Origin of the sequence: Streptomyces niveiscabiei, from assembly GCF_033794345.1 — a bacterium.
Taxonomy (GTDB): domain Bacteria; phylum Actinomycetota; class Actinomycetes; order Streptomycetales; family Streptomycetaceae; genus Streptomyces; species Streptomyces niveiscabiei.
The window spans coordinates 395,595-418,543 of sequence record NZ_JARAYJ010000004.1; the positions used below are offsets into that span (position 1 = coordinate 395,595).

A 22,949-nucleotide genomic window follows, 5' to 3' on the forward strand; every position below is an offset into this window, starting at 1 on the left:
CAAGCCGCAAGCCGCAAGCCGCAAGCCGCAAGCCGCAAGCCGCAAGCCGCAAGCCGCAAGCCGCAAGCCGCAAGCCGCAAGCCGCAAGCCGCAAGCCGCTCCGGCGAGTGGGGGGAAGTGGTGGCCGGAGTTCGAGGAGTGGCCCCGGCGCGTGGGGCAGTGGTGGCCGGAGTTTGGGGAGCGGCCCCGGAGTTCGGGGCTCCGGGGTGACGGGCCGCTCTGGGAGGTGAGGTGGTGCGCGGCCGGCTACTCCCAGTCCCAGCCGATGCCCACTATGCCGGTGCGCAGGCGGGGTTCGACCAGGTGGACCGAGTGGTGGCTGCCGCTGAGGGGGAGGGACTGGCGGCCGGTGCGCGGGGCGGCGTAGGAGTGCTGGGTGAAGCGGTGGCAGCGGGCGGGGAGGGCCTGTTCGTCGAACTGGATCTGTAGGACGTACTGACCGCCCGCGAGGTTGACGTCGTGGACGTACTCGCGGGAGGCGCCGGCGGTGCCGTCCTCCACCTCGTACCGGAAGAGGAAGGTGTCGCCGGGGCGCAGCCGGGTGTCGAAGAGCAGCTCGGCGACGAGGATGCCGGTCTCCTCGTGGTGGCGGACGCGGCCGGTGCGGCAGTTCTCCAGGGCGCGCACCTCCATCCGGTCCGGCGCGCAGCCGGGGTCGCCGTGGTGGACGGCGACGAAGCGGTCGACTCCGTCGCGGTGGGCGCGGACGATGTGGTGGGCCTCGCGGGCGAGGAGTTCACGGTCGGCGCCGATGCGGACGCGTTCGTGGTGGCCGATGGTCTGGAGGCCGGGGTCGAGCGGGCAGCCCAGGTCGGTGAGGAGGCGCTCCATGACGTCGGTGGCCTGGAGGAGGGCGCGGTAGGAGCGGGCGGCGGGGCGGCCGGGGGCGATGTCGTCCTCGACCTCGGCGAGGAGGCGGATCAGGGACTCCTCCGGGAGGTGGAGGATCTCCTCCAGGGCACGGACCGCGCGCAGGGACTCCGGGCGCTGCGGGCGGCGGGCGCCCTGCTGCCAGTAGCTCAGGCTGGTGACGCCGACTCTGACGCCGTAGCGGGAGAGATGGTGCTGGACGCGTTGCAGGGGCAGGCCGCGTGCGGCTATCGCGGCCCGCAGGGCGACGTGGAAGGGGCCGCCTCGCAGGGCCGTGTCCAGTTCCGCTGTGACGTCGGAGGGGCCCGCGTGCTGTGCGGTGTGCGGCATGGAGGGGCCTTTCTGTGAACAACGGCTGGTCAGACCGTTCGCGTGGATCGGGGCCTCCCCGATGACGCAGGAGGGTTTTCTGCCTCTTCCTACGGCTCACCCGTACGACGCTGTTCACGGCCCCGAGTTCCCCGCATTGAAGCGTGTCGCTCAGGCGGCGACAACAGTTGTGACGGGGGCGGATGGGAGGGGTGGCCGAGTCGTGTCGTCGGGGCGGGGAAGCGGGTGCCTCGGGGGGAACCCGGAGCACGGGAGACACGGGAGGAAACCGCCGCAGGCGGAGCCGACCGGAAGGAACCGGGACACCCCGCCCACCCCGGCCCGCTCACCCCCGCCCACCCCGGCCCGCTCACCCGCCCCGGACCCCGCTGGGCGACTTCTCGGCGACACCTGAGTGTCAGTCGGCGACAGTAGGGTGGGGGGTATGGCCGATCCCTCCAGCTACCGCCCGAAGCCGGGTGAGATCCCGGAGTCTCCGGGGGTGTACAAGTTCCGCGACGAGCACCGGCGGGTGATCTACGTCGGGAAGGCCAAGAGCCTGCGCCAGCGGCTGGGGAGTTACTTCCAGGATCTGGCCGGACTGCATCCCCGGACGCGGACGATGGTGACGACCGCGGCGTCCGTGGAGTGGACCGTGGTGTCCACGGAGGTCGAGGCGCTCCAGCTGGAGTACTCCTGGATCAAGGAGTACGACCCGCGGTTCAACGTGAAGTACCGGGACGACAAGAGCTACCCGTACCTCGCGGTGACGATGAACGAGGAGTACCCGCGGGTCCAGGTGATGCGGGGTCAGAAGAAGAAGGGCGTGCGGTACTTCGGGCCGTACGGGCACGCGTGGGCGATCCGGGACACGGTGGACCTGCTGCTGAGGGTGTTCCCGGTGCGGACGTGCTCGGCGGGCGTGTTCAGGAACGCGGCGCGGACGGGGCGGCCGTGTCTGCTGGGCTACATCGGGAAGTGCTCGGCGCCGTGCGTGGAGAAGGTCTCCGCCGAGGAGCACCGCGAACTGGCCGAGGAGTTCTGCGACTTCATGACCGGCCGGACGGGTACGTACCTGCGCCGGCTGGAGAAGCAGATGATGGCGGCGGCCGACGAGCTGGAGTACGAGCGGGCGGCCCGGCTGCGCGACGACATCGAGGCGCTCAGGAAGGCGATGGAGAAGAGCGCGGTCGTGCTCGCGGACGCGACCGACGCCGACCTGATCGCCGTCGCGGAGGACGAGCTGGAGGCGGCCGTCCAGATCTTCCACGTCAGGGGCGGCCGGGTGCGCGGCCAGCGCGGCTGGGTCACCGACCGGGTGGAGGCGGTGACGACCGCGGGTCTCGTGGAGCACGCCCTCCAGCAGCTCTACGGCGAGGAGACCGGGGACGCGGTCCCCAAGGAGGTCCTGGTCCCCGCGCTGCCGGACCCCGTGGAGCCGGTCCAGGAGTGGCTGACCGGCAGGCGCGGCGCCGCCGTCTCCCTGCGCATCCCGCAGCGCGGCGACAAGCGGGCCCTGATGGAGACCGTCGCGCGCAACGCCCAGCAGGCCCTCATCCTGCACAAGACGAAGCGTGCCTCCGACCTCACGACCCGCTCCCGCGCGCTGGAGGAGATCGCCGAGGCCCTCGGCCTGGACAGCGCGCCCCTGCGCATCGAGTGCTTCGACATCTCCCACCTCCAGGGCGACGACGTCGTGGCCTCCATGGTCGTCTTCGAGGACGGCCTGGCCCGCAAGAGCGAGTACCGCCGCTTCCAGATCAAGAGCTTCGAGGGCCAGGACGACGTCCGGTCCATGCACGAGGTGATCACCCGCCGCTTCCGCCGCTACCTCGCGGAGAAAGAGCGCACCGGCGAGTGGACCGACGAGGACACGACAACCGACGGCGGCGACACGGCAGCCGGCCCCGACACGGCAGCCGGCCCCGACACCCCGATCGGCAACGCCCCGGTCGGCAACGCCTTCACCGAGGAAGACGGCCGCCCCAAGAAGTTCGCCTACCCCCCGCAGCTCCTCGTGGTCGACGGCGGCCAGCCCCAGGTCGCGGCAGCGAAACGCGCCCTCGACGAACTCGGCATCGACGACATCGCCGTCTGCGGGCTCGCCAAGCGCCTGGAGGAGGTCTGGCTCCCGGACGACGACGACCCGGTGGTCATGCCACGCACCAGCGAGGGCCTGTACCTTCTGCAACGCGTGCGCGACGAGGCGCACCGGTTCGCGATCACGTATCAGCGCACCAAACGGGCCAAGAGGTTCCGCGCGGGCCCGCTGGACGACGTACCGGGACTCGGCGAGACCCGCAAGCAGGCGCTGATCAAGCACTTCGGCTCGGTGAAGAAGCTGCGTTCCGCGACGATCGACCAGATCTGCGAGGTCCCGGGCATAGGCCGCAAGACGGCCGAGACCATCGCCGTGACTCTCGCACAGGCGGCCCCGGCGGCGCCCGCCGTCAACACGGCCACGGGAGAGATCATGGAAGACGAAGTGCGCGAAGAACGCGAGGAACGGGGACAGGAGCCATGAGCGAGCACGAGAAGCGTCAGGAAGAAGAACAGGTGAGTACCGAGACACCGGCGCCCGGGATCCCCGACGCGGCGATCCCCGAGCTGGTCATCATCTCCGGCATGTCGGGCGCCGGCCGCTCGACGGCCGCGAAGTGCCTGGAGGACCTCGGCTGGTTCGTCGTCGACAACCTCCCGCCCGCCCTGATCCCCACCATGGTGGAGCTGGGCGCCCGCTCGCAGGGGAACGTCGCGAGGATCGCCGTCGTCGTGGACGTCCGCGGCCGGCGTTTCTTCGACAACCTCCGCGAGTCCCTCGCCGACCTGGAGTCCAAGCACGTCACCCGCCGGATCGTGTTCCTGGAGTCCTCGGACGACGCGCTGGTGCGCCGCTTCGAGTCGGTGCGCCGCCCGCACCCCCTCCAGGGCGACGGCCGCATCGTCGACGGCATCGACGCCGAGCGCGAGCTGCTGCGCGAGCTGCGCGGGGACGCCGACCTGGTGATCGACACCTCCAGCCTCAACGTCCACGAGCTGCGCGCCAAGATGGACGCCCAGTTCGCGGGCGAGGAGGAGCCGGAGCTGCGGGCCACGGTCATGTCGTTCGGCTTCAAGTACGGCCTCCCCGTGGACGCCGACCTGGTCGTCGACATGCGCTTCCTGCCCAACCCCCACTGGGTCCCGGAGCTGCGCCCCTACACCGGCCTGAACGAGGAGGTCGCGGCGTACGTCCTCGGCCAGCCCGGCGCGAAGGAGTTCCTCGACCGGTACGCCGAGCTCCTCCAGCTGATCGCCGCGGGCTACCGTCGTGAGGGCAAGCGGTACGTGACCATCGCCGTCGGCTGTACGGGCGGCAAGCACCGGTCCGTGGCGATGTCGGAGAAGCTCGCCGCGCGACTCGCGGCCGAGGGCGTGGAGACGGTGGTCGTGCACCGGGACATGGGACGGGAATGACAGGACGTACTCCGCGGCTGGGCCGGCTGCGCAGGGGGGTGCCCGAGGGGCAGTCGGGCCGGGCGGGGCGGCCGGTCGAGGCACGCGGGGCGAGACCGCGCCGCAGGGGCGCGCAGCCCAAGGTGGTCGCGCTCGGCGGCGGCATGGGCCTGTCGGCCTCGCTCGCCGCGCTGCGCCGGATCACCGGCGACCTCACGGCCGTCGTCACCGTCGCCGACGACGGCGGCTCCAGCGGCCGGCTGCGGGACGAGCTGGGCGTGCTCCCGCCCGGCGACCTGCGCAAGGCGCTCGCCGCGCTGTGCGGGGACGACGACTGGGGCCAGACCTGGGCCAGGGTCGTCCAGCACCGCTTCCAGTCGCAGGGCGAGATCAACGGCCACGCGGTCGGCAACCTCCTGATCGTCGCCCTGTGGGAGCAGCTCGGGGACCACGTCCAGGCCCTCGACCTGGTCGGCAAGCTCCTCGGGGCGCACGGCAGGGTGCTGCCGATGTCGGCGGTGCCGCTGGAGCTGGAGGCCCTCGTCAAGGGGCACGACCCGGCGCGGCCGGACGAGGTGGACACCGTACGCGGGCAGGCGACGGTCGCGCTGACGCCCGGCGAGGTGCAGTCCGTGCACCTCGTGCCGCACGACCCGCCCGCCGTGCCGGAGGCCGTGGCGGCCGTCCGGGACGCCGACTGGGTGGTTCTGGGCCCCGGGTCCTGGTTCTCCTCCGTGATGCCCCATCTGCTGGTCCCGGAGCTGGTGGAGGCCCTGACGCAGACGAAGGCGCGCCGGGTGCTCTCGCTGAATCTCGCCCCCCAGCCGGGCGAAACCGACGGGTTCTCACCGCAGCGTCATTTGGAGGTTTTGGGGCGACACGCCCCTAAACTCGCCCTGGACGTGGTGCTGGCCGACGAGGCCGCCGTGCCCGACCGCGAATCCCTGACCGACGCCGCCAAACCGTTCGGCGCCGCGGTCGAGCTGGCGCCGGTGGCCCGGCCCGACGGGACTCCGCGGCACGACCCGGAGCTGCTGGCCGCCGCGTACGACCGTATTTTTCGGATGCATGGAAGGATCGGCCCATGGCGATGACGGCAGCGGTGAAGGACGAGATCTCCCGGCTCCCCGTCACCCGGACCTGCTGTAGGAAAGCAGAGGTCTCGGCCATCCTGCGGTTCGCCGGCGGCCTGCACCTGGTGAGCGGGCGGATCGTGATCGAGGCGGAGCTGGACACGGCGATGGCGGCCCGCCGGCTCAAGCGGGACATCCTGGAGATCTTCGGGCACAGCTCGGAGCTGATCGTGATGGCGCCCGGCGGGCTGCGCAGGGGTTCGCGGTACGTCGTGCGCGTGGTCGCCGGCGGCGATCAGCTCGCGCGTCAGACGGGCCTCGTGGACGGGCGGGGCCGGCCGATCCGGGGGCTCCCCCCGCAGGTCGTCTCCGGGGCCACCTGCGACGCCGAGGCGGCCTGGCGCGGGGCCTTCCTGGCGCACGGCTCGCTCACCGAGCCGGGCCGCTCCTCCTCCCTCGAAGTGACCTGCCCGGGTCCCGAGGCCGCGCTCGCCCTGGTCGGCGCCGCCCGCAGGCTCTCCATCGGGGCGAAGGCCCGCGAGGTGCGGGGCGTGGACCGGGTCGTCGTCCGCGACGGCGACGCGATCGGGGCGCTGCTGACCAGGCTCGGCGCGCACGAGTCGGTGCTGGCCTGGGAGGAGCGCCGGATGCGGCGCGAGGTCCGCGCCACCGCGAACCGCCTCGCCAACTTCGACGACGCGAACCTGCGCAGGTCGGCGCGGGCGGCCGTCGCCGCCGGGGCCCGGGTGCAGCGCGCGCTGGAGATCCTCGGCGAGGAGGTCCCCGAGCACCTCGCCGCCGCCGGGCGCCTGCGCATGGACCACAAGCAGGCGTCCCTCGAAGAGCTCGGCGCCCTCGCGGACCCGCCGCTCACCAAGGACGCCGTGGCCGGCCGTATCCGCCGCCTCCTCGCGATGGCCGACAAGCGGGCGACCGACCTCGGCATCCCCGGCACGGAGGCGAACCTCAGCGAGGAGCTGGCCGACAACCTCGCGGGCTGACCATGACGCCGGGCGTCGCCTGCGAAGGCGGCGCCTCCCGCTCTGGAGCCCCCCTCGAACATTGGCCCATACGCGTGGTTTTCCCCCGAGGCGCCCTTGACGCCGCCGCGCCCCCTCATGAGCCTGAGCACCTGTTCGTGGATGTGGTGGACCAGGGCTAGGGGAGTTCATGAGACGCAGAGCGAGATCGATCCTCGCCGTAGGGGCGCTGCTGGCTGGCGGAGCCGCCGTCGCGCCGATCGCGCAGGCACAGCCGGGCGCACCCGGCGAGGGGAAGAACGGGGACGAGGTCAAGGTCTTCCGCGCCGAAGTCACCAAGGCCCAGGTGCCGTTGCTGCTCAAGGCGGGCCAGGACGGGCACGAGCTGAGCGAGGCGGTCCCGGCGAAGGGCGAGGCGACCGTCGAGGTCTACCTCACCGACCAGCAGGCCGGCGCCCTGGAGAAGCAGGGCATCGAGCTCACGGAGCACACCCTCTCCTCGAAGGCCGAGCGCCGCGTCGAGGCCGCGTCCGACGGGGTGTTCAGGCCGTACAGCGGCACCGGTGGCCTCAAGGAGGAGATCCTCCGCACCGCGCAGCAGAACCCGGGCCTCACCAAGGTCGTGTCGATCGGCAAGACCGTGGGCGGCCAGGACATCCTCGCGCTGAAGCTCACCAAGGGCGCGAAGAAGACCAAGGACGGCAGCAGGCCGGCCGTCCTGTACGCCTCGAACCAGCACGCGCGCGAGTGGATCACCCCGGAGATGACCCGGCGGCTGATGCACCACTACCTGGACAACTACCGGAACGACAAGCGGATCAGAAAGATCGTCGACTCCACCGAGCTGTGGTTTCTGCTGTCGGCCAACCCGGACGGCTACGACTACACGTTCAAGGACGCCTCCACCCGCCTGTGGCGCAAGAACCTGCGCGACAACAACGGCGACGGCGTGATCTCGACGGGCGACGGCGTCGACCTGAACCGCAACTTCGCCTACAAGTGGGGCTACGACGACGAGGGTTCGTCCCCCAACCCGACCAGCGAGACCTACCGCGGGACCGCGCCCGGCTCCGAGCCGGAGACGAAGGCGCTCGACTCCTTCGAGAAGCGCATCGGGTTCACGTACGGCATCAACTACCACTCCGCCGCCCAGCTGTTGCTGTACGGGGTCGGCTGGCAGGTGGCGACGGACACGCCGGACGACGTCGTCTACAAGGCGCTCGCGGGCACGCCGGAGAACTCGGCGATCCCCGGCTACCGCCCGCAGGTCTCCTCGGAGCTGTACACGACGAACGGCGAGGCCGACGGGCACGCGTCGAACGTCAACGGGATGGCGATGTTCACCCCGGAGATGTCGACGTGCCAGACCGCGTCCGACCTCGACCCGAACGATCAGTGGAACGCGGCCGACTGCCGCTCGATCTTCACGTTCCCGGACGACGAGAAGCTGATCCAGCAGGAGTTCGCGAAGAACGTGCCGTTCGCGCTCTCGGTCGCCGAGTCCGCGCAGGCCCCGGACCAGCCGAAGTCCTCGCTGGGCCTGAAGGCCGCCGATCTCACCCCGGCGCCCTTCACCACGTCGTACGCGCGCGGCGCCGGTCAGGAGGTCGCCGTCGTCGCCCGCAAGGCGCTGCGGGACAAGGAGCTCAAGTACCGCGTCAACGGCGGCCGTACGCACGACGTGCCGCTGAGGGCGTGGAAGGGCGGGGAGACGTTCGGCGGGGAGGACAACCTCTACTACGACGAGTACCGCGCGAAGGTGCGGGACGGCCGCCCCGGGGACAAGGTCGAGGTGTGGTTCACCGGCGAGACCAGGGCCGGCAAGAAGGTCTCCAGCGGCAGGTTCACGTACACCGTGGCCCGGCGGGCCACCGCGGACACGCTCGTCGTCGCCGAGGAGGGCGCCAAGGCGACACAGGCGCAGGCGTACGTCGACGCGCTGAAGGCCAACGGCCGCAAGGCGGTCGTGTGGGACGTCGCCACGCAGGGCGTGCCGGACGCGCTCGGGGTGCTGAAGCACTTCCGTACGGTCGTGCACTACACGGGCGCCGCGGTCCCTGGGAACCCGACGCAGCTCGAACTGCGGGCCTACCTCAACGAGGGCGGCAAGCTGATCGAGGCCGGCGAGCGGGCCGGCGGCACGGTCGACCTCGGCGACGGCACCCCCTCCGACGACTTCAGCCAGTACTACCTGGGCGCCTACTCCCGCACCTCGGTCGCGGGCGCGACCGGCGTCACCGGCTCCGGGAAGCTGACCGGCTTCTCCGCCCTGCTGGCCGGCGCCCCCGGCAACCCGCTGGACCAGGCGGGCACGTACGGCGTCACCTCGGACGAACTCCCGGCCGACGAGTACCCCCAGTTCGCGAGCGCGGGCGCCGGGCAGTACGCCGGGACGGTCAACCCGTACGGCCCGTACTCGGGCTCGTACATGGCGGCGGCCGTGCACACCGACGACGCCTACAAGCGGCTCACCCGGACGATCGACCTGACCTCGGTGACCGCGGCCCAGCAACCCACCCTGCGGGCGCGGCTGTTCTGGGACACCGAGAAGGGGTACGACAACGCGATCGTCGAGGCGCACAGCGCGGGCGGCGCCGACTGGACGACCCTGCCGGAGAAGAACGGCGCGACCGACACGGCCGTACCCGCCGAGTGCGGCGGCGGCTTCTACATCGGCGAGCACCCCTGGCTGAGCCACTACCTGACCCTGAACGGGAGCGCGTGCGCCAGCACCGGGTCCTCCGGCGCCTGGAACGCGTTCACCGGGACCTCCAGCGGCTGGCAGCAGGTCGAGTTCGACCTGAGCGCGTACGCCGGGAAGAGCGTCGAGGTGTCGTTCGCGTACGTCACCGACCCCGGCACCGGCGGCCACGGCGTGCTCCTCGACGACACGTCCCTCGTCGTGGGCGGCACGGCGACCCAGGCGGAGGGCTTCGAGACCTCGCTCGGCGCCTGGCAGGTCACCGGGCCCCCGGCGGGCAGCCCGGCCGTGCTGAAGGACTGGACGCGCACGGGCGCGCTGTTCCAGACGTACGGCGCCGTCACCACGGACGACACCGTGCTGCTGGGCTTCGGCCTGGAGCACCTGACCACGGCGGCGGACCGCAAGGCGCTCATCGGAAAGGCCCTTGCCTCACTTGAGAGGTGAGTGAGGGTTTTCCGGGTCCTGGCGGTCCGTACCCCTACTGGTGGGTACGGACCGCCTCGCCGTGTATGGCACGACTCGATGTCACCGCCGCCGCCCCGGAGAGGTAGGGTCGGGGGTGGTCGGGGACATCCCAAAAACAGCTCGCCGGCGACGAAGGCCGGCGTACCAACGAGGAGATCGGTTCGTGACGATCCGCGTAGGCATCAACGGCTTCGGCCGTATCGGCCGCAACTACTTCCGCGCGCTGCTGGCGCAGGGTGCCGACATCGAGGTCGTGGCTGTCAACGACCTGGGTGACACCGCGACCACCGCCCACCTGCTCAAGTACGACACGGTCCTCGGCCGTCTCCAGGCCGAGGTGACGCACACCGCCGACACCATCACGGTCGACGGCCACGTCATCAAGGTCCTCTCCGAGCGCGACCCCGCCCAGATCCCGTGGGGCGAGCTGGGTGTCGACATCGTCATCGAGTCGACCGGCATCTTCACCAAGCGCGCCGACGCTGCCAAGCACATCGCGGGCGGCGCCAAGAAGGTCCTCATCTCCGCTCCGGCGACCGACGAGGACATCACCATCGTGCTCGGCGTCAACGAGGACAAGTACGACGCGAGCGCGCACGACATCATCTCGAACGCCTCCTGCACCACCAACTGCGTGGCGCCGATGGCCAAGGTCCTCCTGGAGAACTTCGGCATCGTCTCGGGCCTGATGACCACGGTCCACGCCTACACCAGCGACCAGCGCCTCCAGGACTTCCCGCACAAGGACCTGCGCCGCGCCCGCGCCGCCGCCGAGAACATCATCCCGGCGTCCACCGGCGCCGCGAAGGCCCTCGGCGTGGTCATCCCGGAGCTGTCCGGCAAGCTCAACGGCATGGCGATGCGCGTCCCGGTCCCGACCGGTTCCGTCACCGACCTCGTCGTCGAGACCGAGCGCGTCGTCACCAAGGAAGAGGTCAACGCGGCCTTCCAGAAGGCGGCCCAGGGCGAGCTGAAGGGCTACCTCGACTACACCGAGGACCCGATCGTCTCCTCGGACATCGTCAACTGGCCGGCCTCCTGCACCTTCGACTCGTCCCTGACCATGGTCCAGGGCAAGCAGGTGAAGATCATCGGCTGGTACGACAACGAGTGGGGCTACTCCAACCGCCTCGTCGACCTCACGGTCTTCGTCGGCGCCCGGCTCTGATCACCGCCTGACAGGCACCGCACCGATGTGAGCCGCAGGGCTCGGGCAGCATGCGAAGAGGCGCTGCCCGGGCCCTGTCGCGCGTCACCGCCCTCGTACGATCAAGAGCCACCCTCCTGGAGACTGCATTGAAGACGATCGACGAACTCGTCGAAAGCGGCGTCGAAGGCAAGCGGGTCTTCGTCCGCGCCGACCTGAACGTCCCGCTGGCCGGCACCGCGATCACCGACGACGGCCGTATCCGTGCCGTCGCGCCGACCATCAGCGCGCTCGCCGCCGCGGGCGCCAAGGTGATCGTCGCCTCGCACCTCGGCCGTCCCAAGGGTGCCCCGGACCCCGCGTTCTCCCTCGCCCCCGTCGCCGCCCGGCTCGGCGAGATCATCGGCCAGGACGTCGCCTTCGCCACCGACACGGTCGGGGACTCCGCGCGGGCCGTCACCGCGGCCCTCGGCAACGGCCAGGTCGCGGTCGTCGAGAACCTCCGCTTCAACGCGGGCGAGACCTCGAAGGACGACACCGAGCGCGGCGAGTTCGCAGGTCAGCTCGCCGCCCTCGCGGACGTGTACGTGGGCGACGGCTTCGGCGCGGTCCACCGCAAGCACGCCTCCGTCTTCGACCTCCCCGCGCGCCTCCCGCACTACGCCGGGTACCTCATCGCCACCGAGGTCGGCGTCCTCAAGAAGCTCACCGACGACGTCAAGCGCCCCTACGTCGTCGTCCTCGGCGGCGCCAAGGTCTCCGACAAGCTCGCCGTCATCGACGAGCTCCTCGGCAAGGCCGACCGCATCCTCATCGGCGGCGGCATGGCCTTCACCTTCCTCAAGGCACAGGGCCACGAGGTCGGCGCCTCCCTCCTCCAGGAGGACCAGATCCCGGCCGTCCTGGAGTACATCGAGCGCGCCGAGAAGACCGGCGTCGAGCTGGTCCTGCCGGTCGACGCGGTGGTCGCCCCCGCCTTCCCCGACCTGAAGACCAAGGCCCCGGCCGGCTCCACCACCGTCGCAGCCGACGCCATCCCCGCCGACCGCATGGGCCTCGACATCGGCCCCGCCTCCGGCACGCTGTACGCCTCGAAGATCGCCGACGCCGCCACCGTCTTCTGGAACGGCCCGATGGGCGTCTTCGAACACCCCGAATTCGCCGAGGGCACCAAGGCGGTCGCCCAGGCTCTCCTCGACTCCCCGGGCTTCACGGTCGTCGGCGGCGGCGACTCCGCCGCGGCCGTGCGCACCCTGGGCTTCGACGAGAACGCATTCGGCCACATCTCGACCGGTGGCGGCGCCTCCCTCGAATACCTCGAGGGCAAGACGCTCCCCGGCCTCGCCGCATTGGAGAACTGACCCTCATGACCACCCGCACGCCGATCATGGCGGGCAACTGGAAGATGAACCTCAACCACCTTGAGGCCATCGCCCACGTCCAGAAGCTCGCGTTCGCCCTGGCCGACAAGGACTACGAGGCCGTCGAGGTCGCCGTCCTCGCGCCCTTCACCGACCTGCGCTCCGTGCAGACCCTGGTCGACGGCGACAAGCTGAAGATCAAGTACGGCTCCCAGGACATCTCCGCGTACGACTCCGGCGCCTACACCGGCGAGATCTCCGGCCCCATGCTCGCCAAGCTGAAGTGCGCGTACGTCGCCGTCGGCCACTCCGAGCGCCGCCAGTACCACGCCGAGACCGACGAGACCGTGAACGCCAAGGTCAAGGCCGCGTTCAAGCACGGGATCACCCCGATCCTGTGCGTCGGCGAGGAACTGGAGGTCCGCGAGGCGGGCAACCACGTCGCCCACACCCTCGCCCAGGTCGAGGGCGGCCTGAAGGACGTCGCCGCCGAGCAGGCCGAGACCGTCGTCATCGCCTACGAGCCCGTCTGGGCCATCGGCACCGGCAAGGTCTGCGGCGCCGGCGACGCGCAGGAAGTCTGCGCCGCGATCCGGGGCAAGCTCGCCGAGCTGTACGACCAGGAGCTCGCCGACAAGGTCCGCATCCAGTACGGCGGTTCCGTCAAGGCCGGGAACGTCGCCGAGATCATGGCGCAGGCCGACATCGACGGCGCGCTCGTCGGTGGCGCCTCCCTCGACGCCGACGAGTTCGTCAAGATCGTGCGCTTCCGGGATCAGTGAGTAGGCCCTAGCGGCGATCCGTCGTACCCTGACGGGGACCTTAGTGACTATCCACTAGAGTCCCCGTCGTCATCCGCATCCGAGGAAGTTGGTCCAGCCGTGGTTCTGGGGTTCTCCATCGCCCTGATCGTCTTCAGCCTGCTGCTGATGCTGCTGGTGCTGATGCACAAGGGGAAGGGCGGCGGCCTCTCCGACATGTTCGGTGGCGGCATGCAGTCCTCCGTCGGCGGCTCCTCGGTCGCCGAGCGCAACCTCGACCGCATCACCGTCGTGGTCGGTCTGCTCTGGTTCGCCTGCATCATCGTCCTCGGCCTGATCATGAAGGCCAACAACTGAGCGGCGTCCCGCAGCACAATACGCACGCAAGGCCCCATGTTCGGTACGCGCTCCTTGGCGCGGCCTATCATGGGGCTTGCGTCTGTGTGCGGTAACTCCAATCACTGGACGCGCGTTGGGCCTTAGGCCGGTTGGTCTTACGTAGACTGAGCCGCTCGCAGTGGAGCGAAACGCCGACTCGCTTCGCGGCACCATCACGCAGGGAGTTACGACCGTGGCAAGTGGCAACGCGATCCGAGGAAGCCGGGTCGGGGCGGGGCCGATGGGCGAGGCCGAGCGGGGCGAGTCCGCGCCCCGGCTGCGTCTCTCCTTCTGGTGCTCCAACGGGCATGAGACGCAGCCGAGTTTCGCGAGCGACGCGCAGGTGCCGGATACGTGGGACTGTCCTCGGTGCGGGTTCCCTGCGGGGCAGGACCGGGACAATCCGCCGGCTCCGCCGAAGACCGAGCCGTACAAGACGCATCTCGCGTATGTGCGGGAGCGGCGTAGTGATGCTGATGGTGAGGCGATCTTGGCGGAGGCGTTGGCCAAGTTGCGGGGCGAGATTTAGGCCCAACGGGGTGCCGCGGTCTGTTCGGTTCGGGCTGCGGCGCCGTCGTGGTTGATCGCGCTCCTGACGAACTGGCGTTGTCAGTGGTCGCCTCTACCGTGTGGGCATGGGTAGCGAGTTCTGGCGATTGTGGTCTGCCGCTGTTGTGTCGCGGTTCGGGGATGCTCTGCGGAATACCGCTATGCCCTTGTTGGCTGTGCGCGTTACCGATGATCCGTTGGTGATTGCTTCTGTTACCGCTTGTGGGTATGTGCCCTGGTTGTTGTTCGGGCTGGTGGGTGGGGCGTTGGCTGATCGGGTGGATCAGCGGCGGGCCATGTGGGCGGTGGATGTGGTGCGGGGGGTGCTGGTGGCGGGGTTCGCTGTGGTGGTGGCCTTGGGGGAGGCTTCTGTGGGGGTGTTGTTGGGGCTCGCCTTTGTGCTGACGACTCTTCAGACGTTGTTCGACAACGCGTCCACGGCACTGCTGCCGGCTGTCGTCGAGAGGGATCAACTCGGGGCCGCCAACGCGCGGTTGATGACCGGTCAGCAGGTCGCCGGGGGGCTGCTGGCGGGGCCCGTCGTGCCGGTGCTCGTGGTCGTGGGGATGGCCGTGCCGTTCGTGGTGGACGCGCTCAGTTACCTCGTCGCCGCCGGGCTCATCGCCTCGCTGCGGGTGCGGCCCGCCGAGCGGGAGGCGCGGGCCACGGGGAGCACGCTGCGCGGGGAGATCGCCGAGGGGATACGGGTGCTGTGGCGGGACCGGGCGCTGCGCGCGATCTGTACGGCCACGCTGCTGTGCAACATCGGGATGGGGGCGCTGATCGCGACCCTGGTCCTCGTCGTCACGCGGTGGCTGGACGCGGGGGACGCCGGGTTCGCCGCCGCCATGACCGCGTACTCCGTCGGGTCCATCGCCGGAGGGTTCCTCGCGCAGCGCGTCGCCCGGCGGTTCGGGCGGGCGCGGGCGCTGATGTGGGGCGGCACCGTCCAGTTCGTCTCCCTCGTGGCCATGGGGTCCGTACGGCACGTGGGCGCGCTGGTCGTGGGGATGGCGCTGCTCGGTGTGATGAGCATGGTGTGGAACGTCAACCAGGTGACGCTCATGCAGGAACGCAGCCCCGAGGCGCTGTTGGGGCGGATCGCCGCGGCCTTCCGTACGGCGTCCACCTCGGGGGCGCCGGTCGGCGCGCTGCTCGGTGGGGTGGTCGCGCGGGCCTTCGGGCTCAACGCGCCCGTCCTGTTCGCGGCCCTGCTGTTCCTGCTCGCCGTCCTCTCGTTGACACCCGCGGCCGAGGCGGACGTCCCTGTGGGGGCGCCGGTGGACGGCGCGACCCCGGATCAGGTGAGCCGCTGATCGCCTCGGGCGGTCCGGCGCGGGAACCCGGGGAGTGGTTTCGGCATCTGGAGGGGTGGCGGGAAGTGCTTCGTGGGAGGGGTCGCTGTGCGTGGGATCGGCAGAGGGCTGAGTGGAGTGGGTGTCGGGCTCGCCGTGGTGGCTCTCGCCGCCGCGCCCGCGCAGGCCAAGGGGGACGTGTCCGTGGTGGCGCCCCGGGCGGCTGCCGTGGGGAAAGCCTTCAAGGTCAGTGCTCATGGGGACGACGACGCCGCTCGGTATCTGCGGATATGCGTCGAGGTGCGGAGCGGGAAGGCGGCCTGGCGGCAGGCGGGGTGTGGGGGCGTGGTCCGGCGGGGCGGGCCCGAGGGGCGGGTCGCCGTGCAGGTGAAGGCCGCGCGGCGTGGTGCGGTGCAGTTCCGGGCTGTCATGTATGGGCTCAAGGGGCCCAAGGACCGGCATCCCGTGCGCTGGCGGACCTCCGCAACGGTGAGCGTTCGGGTGCGGTGAACGCGAGAGGGCCCCGTCCGTCGCGGACGGGGCCCTCGGCTGTCGTCCTACGCTGTCGCCGGCGGGTACAGCGTGCGCGGGAGCTGGGACGCCGCCGGGCGGTCCAGGAGCCACAGCGTGCGGGCGAGGCCGCGGGCGCCTGCCGCCGGGGCCTGGATCTCGCCCGCGCCCGAGAGGGCGATCGCGGCGGCCTGGGCCTTGTCCTCGCCCGCTGCCAGGAGCCAGACCTCCTTCGCCGCCCGGATCGCGGGGAGGGTGAGGGTGACCCGCGTGGGCGGCGGTTTGGGGGCGCCTCGGACGCCCACCACCGTGCGGGTCTCCTCGCGGACCGCGGGGAGTTCCGGGAAGAGGGACGCCACGTGCGTATCCGGTCCCACGCCCAGCATCAGGACGTCGAACGTGGGGACGTCGCCGTGGTCGGCCGACCTCGCCAGTTCCTCCGCGTACGCCTCCGCCGCCGCCTCGACGTCCGTTCCGTACGCGCCGTCCGACGCGGGCATCGCGTGCACGCGCTTCGGGTCGAGGGGGACGGCGTCGAGGAGGGCCTCGCGGGCCTGGGTGACGTTGCGGTCGGGGTCGCCCTCGGGGAGGAAGCGTTCGTCGCCCCACCACAGGTCGAGACGCGACCAGTCGACGGCGTCGCGCGCGGGCGCCGCCGCCAGCGCCGCGAGCAGGCCGTTGCCGTTGCGGCCCCCCGTGAGGACGATCGACGCGGTGCCCTTCGCGGACTGCGCGTCGACGATCCGCGTGATGAGACGGGCCGCGGCGGCCCGCGCCATCAGCTCCTTGTCGCGGTGGACGACCAACTGGGGTGTGGTCATGGGGAGATGGCCTTTCTCACCGGCTGCGGCGCTTCGGCCGGTAGTACGGGAGCTTGCGCAGCCGCCGGGGGAGCGGGGGGAGTTGCTCCGGCTGCCCCTCCTGCGGACTCACCGGCTCCCCCGGCTCCGCCGTCACCTGCTCCGGCAGCGCCACTTTTTCGCGCTCCCTCGACGGAGGAGTCGGTCTTCGGGACGGCGACGGGATCGGCGAGCGCCGAGGCGGGGGGAGCGGGGGGAGCCGGCAGAGAACGCGCGGCCGAACCCGGCACCGGGCCCGAGGCGGGAGCCGCAGCCGCGCCCGAACCGGCACCCGGCGTCGAGGCCGCGCCCGTCCCGGCACCCGGCGTCGAGGTCGCGGCCGACCCCGTAGCCGCACCCCCGTCCGCCTTCCGTGTCACCGGTGCCGGAAACGCCGTGGACACCGACGAGTTGAGCCGCTCCACCCCGAACCGCAGCGCGGACGCGTACGTGTCGTCGGGGTCCAGCCGGCGCAGTTCCTCGGCGATCAGGTCGACCGTGTCCCGGCGCTTCAGGGCGACCGCGCGGTCGGGCTGGCCCTGGATGGAGAGGGTCGCGACCGAGCCGTCGGGGCGGTCGAGGGCGATGGGGCCCGCGTCCGTCGAGAGGCGGACGGCGGTGAGGCCGGGGCCCGCGGAGAGGGTGCGGCGGACCGGGACGTCGAGCCGGTCCGCGAGCCACATCGCCAGCAGCTCGCAGCTGGGGTTGAACTCCTCCCCCTCGACCTCGACGGACGTCACCTCGCAGGTGACCTGGTCGAGAGCCGCGGCCAGCATCGAGCGCCAGGGCGTGATGCGGGTCCAGGAGAGGTCCGTGTCGCCGGGGGCGTACGACTTCGCGCGGGCGGTCAGCGCGCGGACCGGCTGCTCGGCGGCGTACGAGTCGGTGACCCGGCGCTGGGCGAGCGCGCCGAGGGGGTCGTTCGCCGGGTCGGCGGGCGCGTCGACGGGCCACCAGACGACGACCGGGGCGTCCGGCAGCAGGAGCGGGAGGACGACGGACTGGGCGTGGTCGGAGACCTCGCCGTGCAGGCGCAGCACGACCGTCTCGCCCGTACCCGCGTCCGCGCCGAGCAGCACCTCGGCGTCGATGCGGGACTGCGTGCGGTCGCGCGGCGAGCGGGAGACGCGGCGGATGACGACGAGCGTGCGCGAGGGGTGCTCGCGCGACGCGTCGCCGGCCGCCTTCAGGGCGTCGTACGCGTTCTCCTCGTCGGTGACGATGACGAGCGTGAGGACCATGCCGACGGCAGGCGTGCCGATCTCGCGGCGGCCCTTGACCAGGGCCTTGTTTATCTTGCCGGCGGTGGTGTCCGTGAGGTCGATCTTCATGGCCGGCGCCAGCTCCGTCCCTCGCGTGCGAGCATCTCGTCCGCCTCGGCCGGGCCCCAGGTGCCCGCCGGGTACTGGGCCGGCTTGCCGTGGGTGTCCCAGTACTCCTCGATCGGGTCGAGGATGCGCCAGGACAGCTCGACCTCCTCGGTGCGCGGGAAGAGGTTCGAGTCGCCGAGCAGGACGTCCAGGATGAGGCGCTCGTACGCCTCCGGGGACGACTCCGTGAAGGACTCGCCGTACGCGAAGTCCATGGACACGTCCCGGATCTCCATCGACGTGCCCGGCACCTTGGAGCCGAAGCGGACGGTGACGCCCTCGTCGGGCTGGACGCGGATGACGATCGCGTTGGAGCCCAGCTCCTCGGTGGCCGTCGTGTCGAAGGGGGAGTGCGGGGCGCGCTGGAAGACGACCGCGATCTCGGTGACCCGGCGGCCGAGCCGCTTGCCGGTGCGCAGATAGAAGGGGACGCCCGCCCAGCGGCGGTTGTCGACCTCGACCTTGATCGCGGCGTACGTGTCGGTCTTCGACGCCTTGTCGATGCCGTCCTCTTCGAGGTAGCCGATGACCTTCTCGCCGCCCTGCCAGCCGGCCGCGTACTGCGCGCGGACGGTGTCGCGGCCGAGGTCCTTGGGGAGCCGGACCGCGCCGAGCACCTTGGTCTTCTCGGCGGCGAGCGCGTCCGCGTCGAAGGAGGCGGGCTCCTCCATGGCGGTCAGCGCCATCAGCTGGAGGAGGTGGTTCTGGATGACGTCGCGGGCGGCGCCGATGCCGTCGTAGTACCCGGCACGGCCGCCGATGCCGATGTCCTCGGCCATCGTGATCTGGATGTGGTCCACGAAGGACCGGTTCCAGATCGGCTCGAACATCGTGTTGGCGAACCGCAGCGCCAGGATGTTCTGGACGGTCTCCTTGCCGAGGTAGTGGTCGATGCGGAAGACCTGGTCGGGCGCGAAGACCTCGTGGACGACCTTGTTCAGCTCCTCCGCCGACTTCAGGTCGTGTCCGAACGGCTTCTCGATGACGGCGCGCCGCCACGAGCCGCGCGACTGGTCGGCCAGGCCGTGCTTCTTCAGCTGCTGGATGACGACCGGGAACGCGCGCGGCGGCACCGACAGGTAGAAGGCGAAGTTGCCGCCCGTGCCCTGCGCCTTGTCCAGCTCATCGATGGTGGCGCGCAGCCGCTCGAACGCCTCGTCGTCGTCGAAGGTGCCCTGCACGAAGCGCATCCCCTGGATGAGCTGCTGCCAGACCTCCTCACGGAACGGCGTACGGGCGTGCGCCTTGACCGCGTCGTGGACCTCGGCCGCGAAGTCCTCGTGCTCCCACTCCCGGCGCGCGAACCCGACCAGGGAGAAACCCGGCGGAAGCAGACCGCGGTTGGCGAGGTCGTACACGGCGGGCATCAGCTTTTTACGTGACAAATCGCCCGTGACACCGAAAATGACAAGGCCCGACGGCCCCGCGATACGCGGGAGCCGTCGGTCTGCCGGGTCACGCAGCGGATTGCTGCTCGACAAGTGAAATCAGCCCTCCGAAGGAGCGAGGCGCTGAAGCTCCGCCTCGGTCGACTTGAGCAGGTCGTTCCAGGACTCCTCGAACTTCTGGACGCCCTCGTCCTCAAGGAGCTGGACCACGTCGTCGTAGGAGATCCCGAGCTTCTCCACCGCGTCGAGCTCGGCGCGCGCCTGCTCGTAGGTGCCCGCGATGGTGTTGCCGGTGATCTGCCCGTGGTCCTCGGTGGCCAGCAGGGTGGCCTCCGGCATGGTGTTGACGGTGTTCGGCGCGACCAGGTCGTCGACGTACAGGGTGTCCTTGTACGCCGGGTCCTTCACGCCGGTCGACGCCCACAGCGGACGCTGCTTGTTGGCGCCCGCCTTCTCCAGGGCCTCCCAGCGCGCGGTCGAGAAGACCTCCTCGTACGCCTGGTAGGCGAGGCGCGCGTTGGCGAGGGCCGCCTTGCCCTTGAGGGCGAGGGCCTCGTCGGTGCCCAGCGCGGTCAGGCGCTTGTCGATCTCGGTGTCCACGCGGGACACGAAGAAGGAGGCGACCGAGTGGATGCCCGCCAGGTCGATGCCCTTGGCCTTGGCCTTCTCCAGGCCGGCCAGGTAGGCGTCCATGACCTCGCGGTAGCGCTCGAGCGAGAAGATCAGCGTGACGTTGACGCTGATGCCGTTGCCGATCACCTCGGTGATCGCCGGGAGGCCCGCCTTCGTCGCCGGGATCTTGATCAGCGTGTTCGGGCGGTCCACCAGCCACGCGAGCTGCTTGGCCTCGGCGACCGTCGCGGTCGTCTCGTGCGCCAGGCGCGGGTCGACCTCGATGGAGACCCGGCCGTCCTGGCCGCCGGACGCGTCGTAGACGGGGCGCAGGATGTCGGCGGCGTCCCGGACGTCCGCCGTCGTGATCATCCGGATCGCCTCGTCGACGGTGACCTTGCGGGCGGCGAGGTCGGCGACCTGCTGCTCGTAGCCGTCGCCCGACGAGATCGCCTTCTGGAAGATCGACGGGTTGGTGGTGACGCCCACGACGTGCTGCTGGTCGATCAGCTCGGCGAGGTTGCCGGACGTGATCCGCTTGCGCGACAGGTCGTCCAGCCAGATCGCGACGCCCTCCTCGGAGAGGCGCTTCAGTGCGTCTGTCATGGAATTACATCTCCTACGTACGTGGGGTGTCTTATGGGCGTCAGCGCTGGGCGGCGGCTACGGATTCCCGCGCCTTCGCGGCCACGTTCTCGGCAGTGAAGCCGTACTCCTGGAAAAGGACCTTGCCGTCGGCCGAAGCGCCGAAGTGCTCCAGGGAAACGATGCGGCCCGCGTCACCGACGTACTTGTGCCACGTGAGACCGATGCCGGCCTCGACGGAGACACGCGCCTTGACGGCGGCGGGGAGCACCGACTCCTTGTACTCCGGGGACTGCTCCTCGAACCACTCCACCGACGGCATCGAGACCACGCGCGTCGGCGTGCCCTCGGCCTCCAGCAGCTCCCGCGCGGCGACGGCCACATGGACCTCGGAGCCGGTCGCGATGAGGATGACCTCGGGGGTGCCCGTGGACGCCTCGGTGTGGACGTAACCGCCCTTGACCGTGTCCTCGTTGGGCTCGTACGTCGGCACGCCCTGCCGGGTCAGCGCCAGGCCGTGCGGCGCCGAGACGCCGTACTCGCGCTTGCCGCGGCGCAGGATCTCGCGCCAGGCGATGGCGGTCTCGTTGGCGTCGGCCGGGCGGACGACGTTCAGGCCCGGGATGGCGCGCAGCGCGGCGACGTGCTCGACCGGCTGGTGCGTCGGGCCGTCCTCGCCGAGGCCGATCGAGTCGTGCGTCCACACGTAGGTGACCGGCAGGTGCATCAGCGCGGACAGGCGCACGGCGTTGCGCATGTAGTCGGAGAACACGAGGAACGTGCCGCCGTAGATCCGGGTGTTGCCGTGCAGCGCGATGCCGTTCATCTCGGCGGCCATCGAGTGCTCGCGGATGCCGAAGTGGACCGTGCGGCCGTACGGGTCCGCCTCGGTGAGCGGGTTGTCCGCCGGGAGGAAGGAGGACGACGCGTCGATCGTCGTGTTGTTGGAGCCCGCGAGGTCGGCCGAGCCGCCCCACAGCTCCGGGATCACCGCGCCGAGCGCCTGGAGGACCTTGCCGGACGCGGCACGCGTCGCGACACCCTTGCCCGCCTCGAAGACCGGGACCTTCTCCTCCCAGCCCTCGGGCAGCTCGCCCGCGTCGATCCGGTCGAACTCGGCGGCGCGCTCCGGGTTCTCGTTCCGCCACAGCTGGAACGACTTCTCCCAGTCGGCCTTCGCCTGCGCGCCGCGCTCCAGGGCGCCGCGCGTGTGCGCGATGACCTCGTCGGAGACCTCGAAGCTCTTCTCGGGGTCGAAGCCCAGCACGCGCTTGGTGGCGGCCACCTCGTCGTCGCCGAGCGCCGAGCCGTGCGCGGCCTCGGTGTTCTGCGCGTTCGGGGCGGGCCAGGCGATGATCGAGCGCATCGCGATGAACGACGGCTTGTCCGTCACCTTCTTCGCGGCCTCGATGGCGTTGTAGATCGCGTGCGGGTCCAGGTCGCCGTCCGGCTTCGGGGCGATGCGCTGGACGTGCCAGCCGTACGCCTCGTACCGCTTGACGGTGTCCTCGGACACGGCCGTCTCGGTGTCGCCCTCGATCGAGATGTGGTTGTCGTCCCACAGCAGGATCAGGTTGCCGAGCTTCTGGTGGCCGGCCAGGGAGGACGCCTCGGCGGAGATGCCCTCCTGGAGGCAGCCGTCACCCGCGATGGCGTACACGAAGTGGTCGAAGGGGGACTCGCCCTGCGGGGCCTCGGGGTCGAACAGGCCGCGCTCGTAGCGGGCGGCCATCGCCATGCCCACCGCGTTCGCGACACCCTGCCCGAGCGGGCCCGTCGTCGTCTCGACACCGGTCGTGTGGCCGTACTCCGGGTGGCCCGGGGTCTTCGAGCCCCAGGTCCGGAACGCCTTCAGGTCGTCCAGCTCCAGGCCGAAGCCGGCCAGGTACAGCTGGGTGTAGAGAGTGAGGGACGAGTGGCCGGCGGACAGCACGAAGCGGTCGCGCCCGACCCAGCCGGCGTCGGCGGGGTCGTGCCGCATCACCTTCTGGAAGAGGGTGTAGGCGGCCGGCGCGAGGCTCATCGCCGTACCCGGATGGCCGTTCCCGACCTTCTGTACGGCATCGGCGGCCAGGACGCGGGCGGTGTCGACGGCCCGCTGGTCCAACTCGGTCCAGTCGAGGTCTGTGGTGGTCGGCTTGGTGCTCACCCTGGGTCAGGGCTCCTCTCCACATGTTCGGTTCACCGGCTGCTCGGGCAACGCGCCCACCGGCTGCCGGTGCACGGGGGGCCCACCGGCCGTTGTCGAGCCTACCCCCGTAAGTACGTGCGGTTTCTCCCGTCCGTCCAGACTGCCGGGAGTCCTGGAGATCCGCCTG

Annotated in this window: 18 protein-coding genes; 12 read left to right on the forward strand and 6 right to left on the reverse strand. The window is 71.0% G+C overall.

What is annotated here, in order from left to right; genetic code table 11:
- Nucleotides 1-246: 246 nt before the first annotated feature.
- Entirely contained in the window at nucleotides 247-1,200 is a 954-nt protein-coding gene (locus tag PV682_RS08080; protein ID WP_319725515.1) for a hypothetical protein, read from the reverse strand.
- Between the two features lie 424 nt (nucleotides 1,201-1,624).
- Between PV682_RS08080 and uvrC the strand changes: the two genes are divergently transcribed.
- From uvrC to PV682_RS08140, 12 genes are all read left to right on the forward strand, one after another.
- Complete coding sequence (gene uvrC, locus PV682_RS08085) at nucleotides 1,625-3,703, forward strand: excinuclease ABC subunit UvrC (RefSeq protein ID WP_319725516.1); 2,079 nt, start codon at nucleotides 1,625-1,627, stop codon at nucleotides 3,701-3,703.
- Complete coding sequence (rapZ, locus tag PV682_RS08090; protein WP_055722585.1) at nucleotides 3,700-4,635, forward strand: RNase adapter RapZ; 936 nt, start codon at nucleotides 3,700-3,702, stop codon at nucleotides 4,633-4,635. Before uvrC ends, rapZ begins: the two co-directional genes overlap by 4 nt.
- A complete protein-coding gene (locus PV682_RS08095; RefSeq protein WP_319725522.1) occupies nucleotides 4,632-5,708 on the forward strand; it encodes a gluconeogenesis factor YvcK family protein in 1,077 nt (358 codons plus the stop codon). The genes rapZ and PV682_RS08095 overlap by 4 nt, the downstream gene beginning before the upstream one ends.
- Nucleotides 5,699-6,688: a DNA-binding protein WhiA gene (gene whiA, locus PV682_RS08100; protein ID WP_109363254.1), complete on the forward strand. Its 990-nt coding sequence runs from the start codon at nucleotides 5,699-5,701 to the stop codon at nucleotides 6,686-6,688. The genes PV682_RS08095 and whiA overlap by 10 nt, the downstream gene beginning before the upstream one ends.
- Nucleotides 6,689-6,857: 169 nt before the next feature.
- A complete protein-coding gene (locus tag PV682_RS08105) occupies nucleotides 6,858-9,815 on the forward strand; it encodes a M14 family metallopeptidase (RefSeq protein ID WP_319725524.1) in 2,958 nt (985 codons plus the stop codon).
- 184 nt (nucleotides 9,816-9,999) lie between these two features.
- Nucleotides 10,000-11,004: a type I glyceraldehyde-3-phosphate dehydrogenase gene (gap, locus tag PV682_RS08110; RefSeq protein ID WP_319725527.1), complete on the forward strand. Its 1,005-nt coding sequence runs from the start codon at nucleotides 10,000-10,002 to the stop codon at nucleotides 11,002-11,004.
- A 128-nt stretch (nucleotides 11,005-11,132) separates the two neighbouring features.
- A complete protein-coding gene (locus tag PV682_RS08115; protein WP_319725529.1) occupies nucleotides 11,133-12,344 on the forward strand; it encodes a phosphoglycerate kinase in 1,212 nt (403 codons plus the stop codon).
- 5 nt (nucleotides 12,345-12,349) lie between these two features.
- On the forward strand, nucleotides 12,350-13,126 hold the full coding sequence (tpiA, locus tag PV682_RS08120; protein WP_319725531.1) for a triose-phosphate isomerase: 777 nt from the start codon (nucleotides 12,350-12,352) through the stop codon (nucleotides 13,124-13,126).
- 99 nt (nucleotides 13,127-13,225) lie between these two features.
- Nucleotides 13,226-13,462 (forward strand): preprotein translocase subunit SecG, encoded by a 237-nt coding sequence (secG, locus tag PV682_RS08125; protein ID WP_010352469.1) that lies wholly within the window; start codon nucleotides 13,226-13,228, stop codon nucleotides 13,460-13,462.
- 214 nt (nucleotides 13,463-13,676) lie between these two features.
- Nucleotides 13,677-14,012: an RNA polymerase-binding protein RbpA gene (locus tag PV682_RS08130; protein ID WP_319725533.1), complete on the forward strand. Its 336-nt coding sequence runs from the start codon at nucleotides 13,677-13,679 to the stop codon at nucleotides 14,010-14,012.
- A 106-nt stretch (nucleotides 14,013-14,118) separates the two neighbouring features.
- A complete protein-coding gene (locus tag PV682_RS08135; protein WP_319725535.1) occupies nucleotides 14,119-15,348 on the forward strand; it encodes an MFS transporter in 1,230 nt (409 codons plus the stop codon).
- Nucleotides 15,349-15,465: 117 nt separating this feature from the next.
- On the forward strand, nucleotides 15,466-15,837 hold the full coding sequence (locus tag PV682_RS08140) for a hypothetical protein (protein ID WP_319725537.1): 372 nt from the start codon (nucleotides 15,466-15,468) through the stop codon (nucleotides 15,835-15,837).
- A gap of 47 nt (nucleotides 15,838-15,884) precedes the next feature.
- Here PV682_RS08140 and pgl read toward each other — a convergent pair whose 3' ends face one another.
- The 5 genes from pgl to tkt are packed head-to-tail and all read right to left on the reverse strand — an operon-like array spanning nucleotide 15,885 to nucleotide 22,780.
- Nucleotides 15,885-16,658 (reverse strand): 6-phosphogluconolactonase, encoded by a 774-nt coding sequence (gene pgl / locus PV682_RS08145; RefSeq protein ID WP_319725539.1) that lies wholly within the window; start codon nucleotides 16,656-16,658, stop codon nucleotides 15,885-15,887.
- On the reverse strand, nucleotides 16,655-18,007 hold the full coding sequence (opcA, locus tag PV682_RS08150) for a glucose-6-phosphate dehydrogenase assembly protein OpcA (protein WP_319725541.1): 1,353 nt from the start codon (nucleotides 18,005-18,007) through the stop codon (nucleotides 16,655-16,657). The genes pgl and opcA overlap by 4 nt, the downstream gene beginning before the upstream one ends.
- Nucleotides 18,004-19,527, reverse strand: coding sequence for a glucose-6-phosphate dehydrogenase (gene zwf, locus PV682_RS08155; RefSeq protein ID WP_319725543.1), 1,524 nt, complete (start codon nucleotides 19,525-19,527; stop codon nucleotides 18,004-18,006). Before zwf ends, opcA begins: the two co-directional genes overlap by 4 nt.
- 6 nt (nucleotides 19,528-19,533) lie before the next feature.
- Nucleotides 19,534-20,652 carry a transaldolase gene (tal, locus tag PV682_RS08160; RefSeq protein ID WP_319725545.1) on the reverse strand — a complete coding sequence of 373 codons (1,119 nt, stop codon included), beginning with the start codon at nucleotides 20,650-20,652 and terminating at the stop codon, nucleotides 19,534-19,536.
- A 40-nt stretch (nucleotides 20,653-20,692) separates the two neighbouring features.
- Nucleotides 20,693-22,780: a transketolase gene (gene tkt, locus PV682_RS08165; protein WP_319725547.1), complete on the reverse strand. Its 2,088-nt coding sequence runs from the start codon at nucleotides 22,778-22,780 to the stop codon at nucleotides 20,693-20,695.
- Nucleotides 22,781-22,949: the final 169 nt, after the last annotated feature.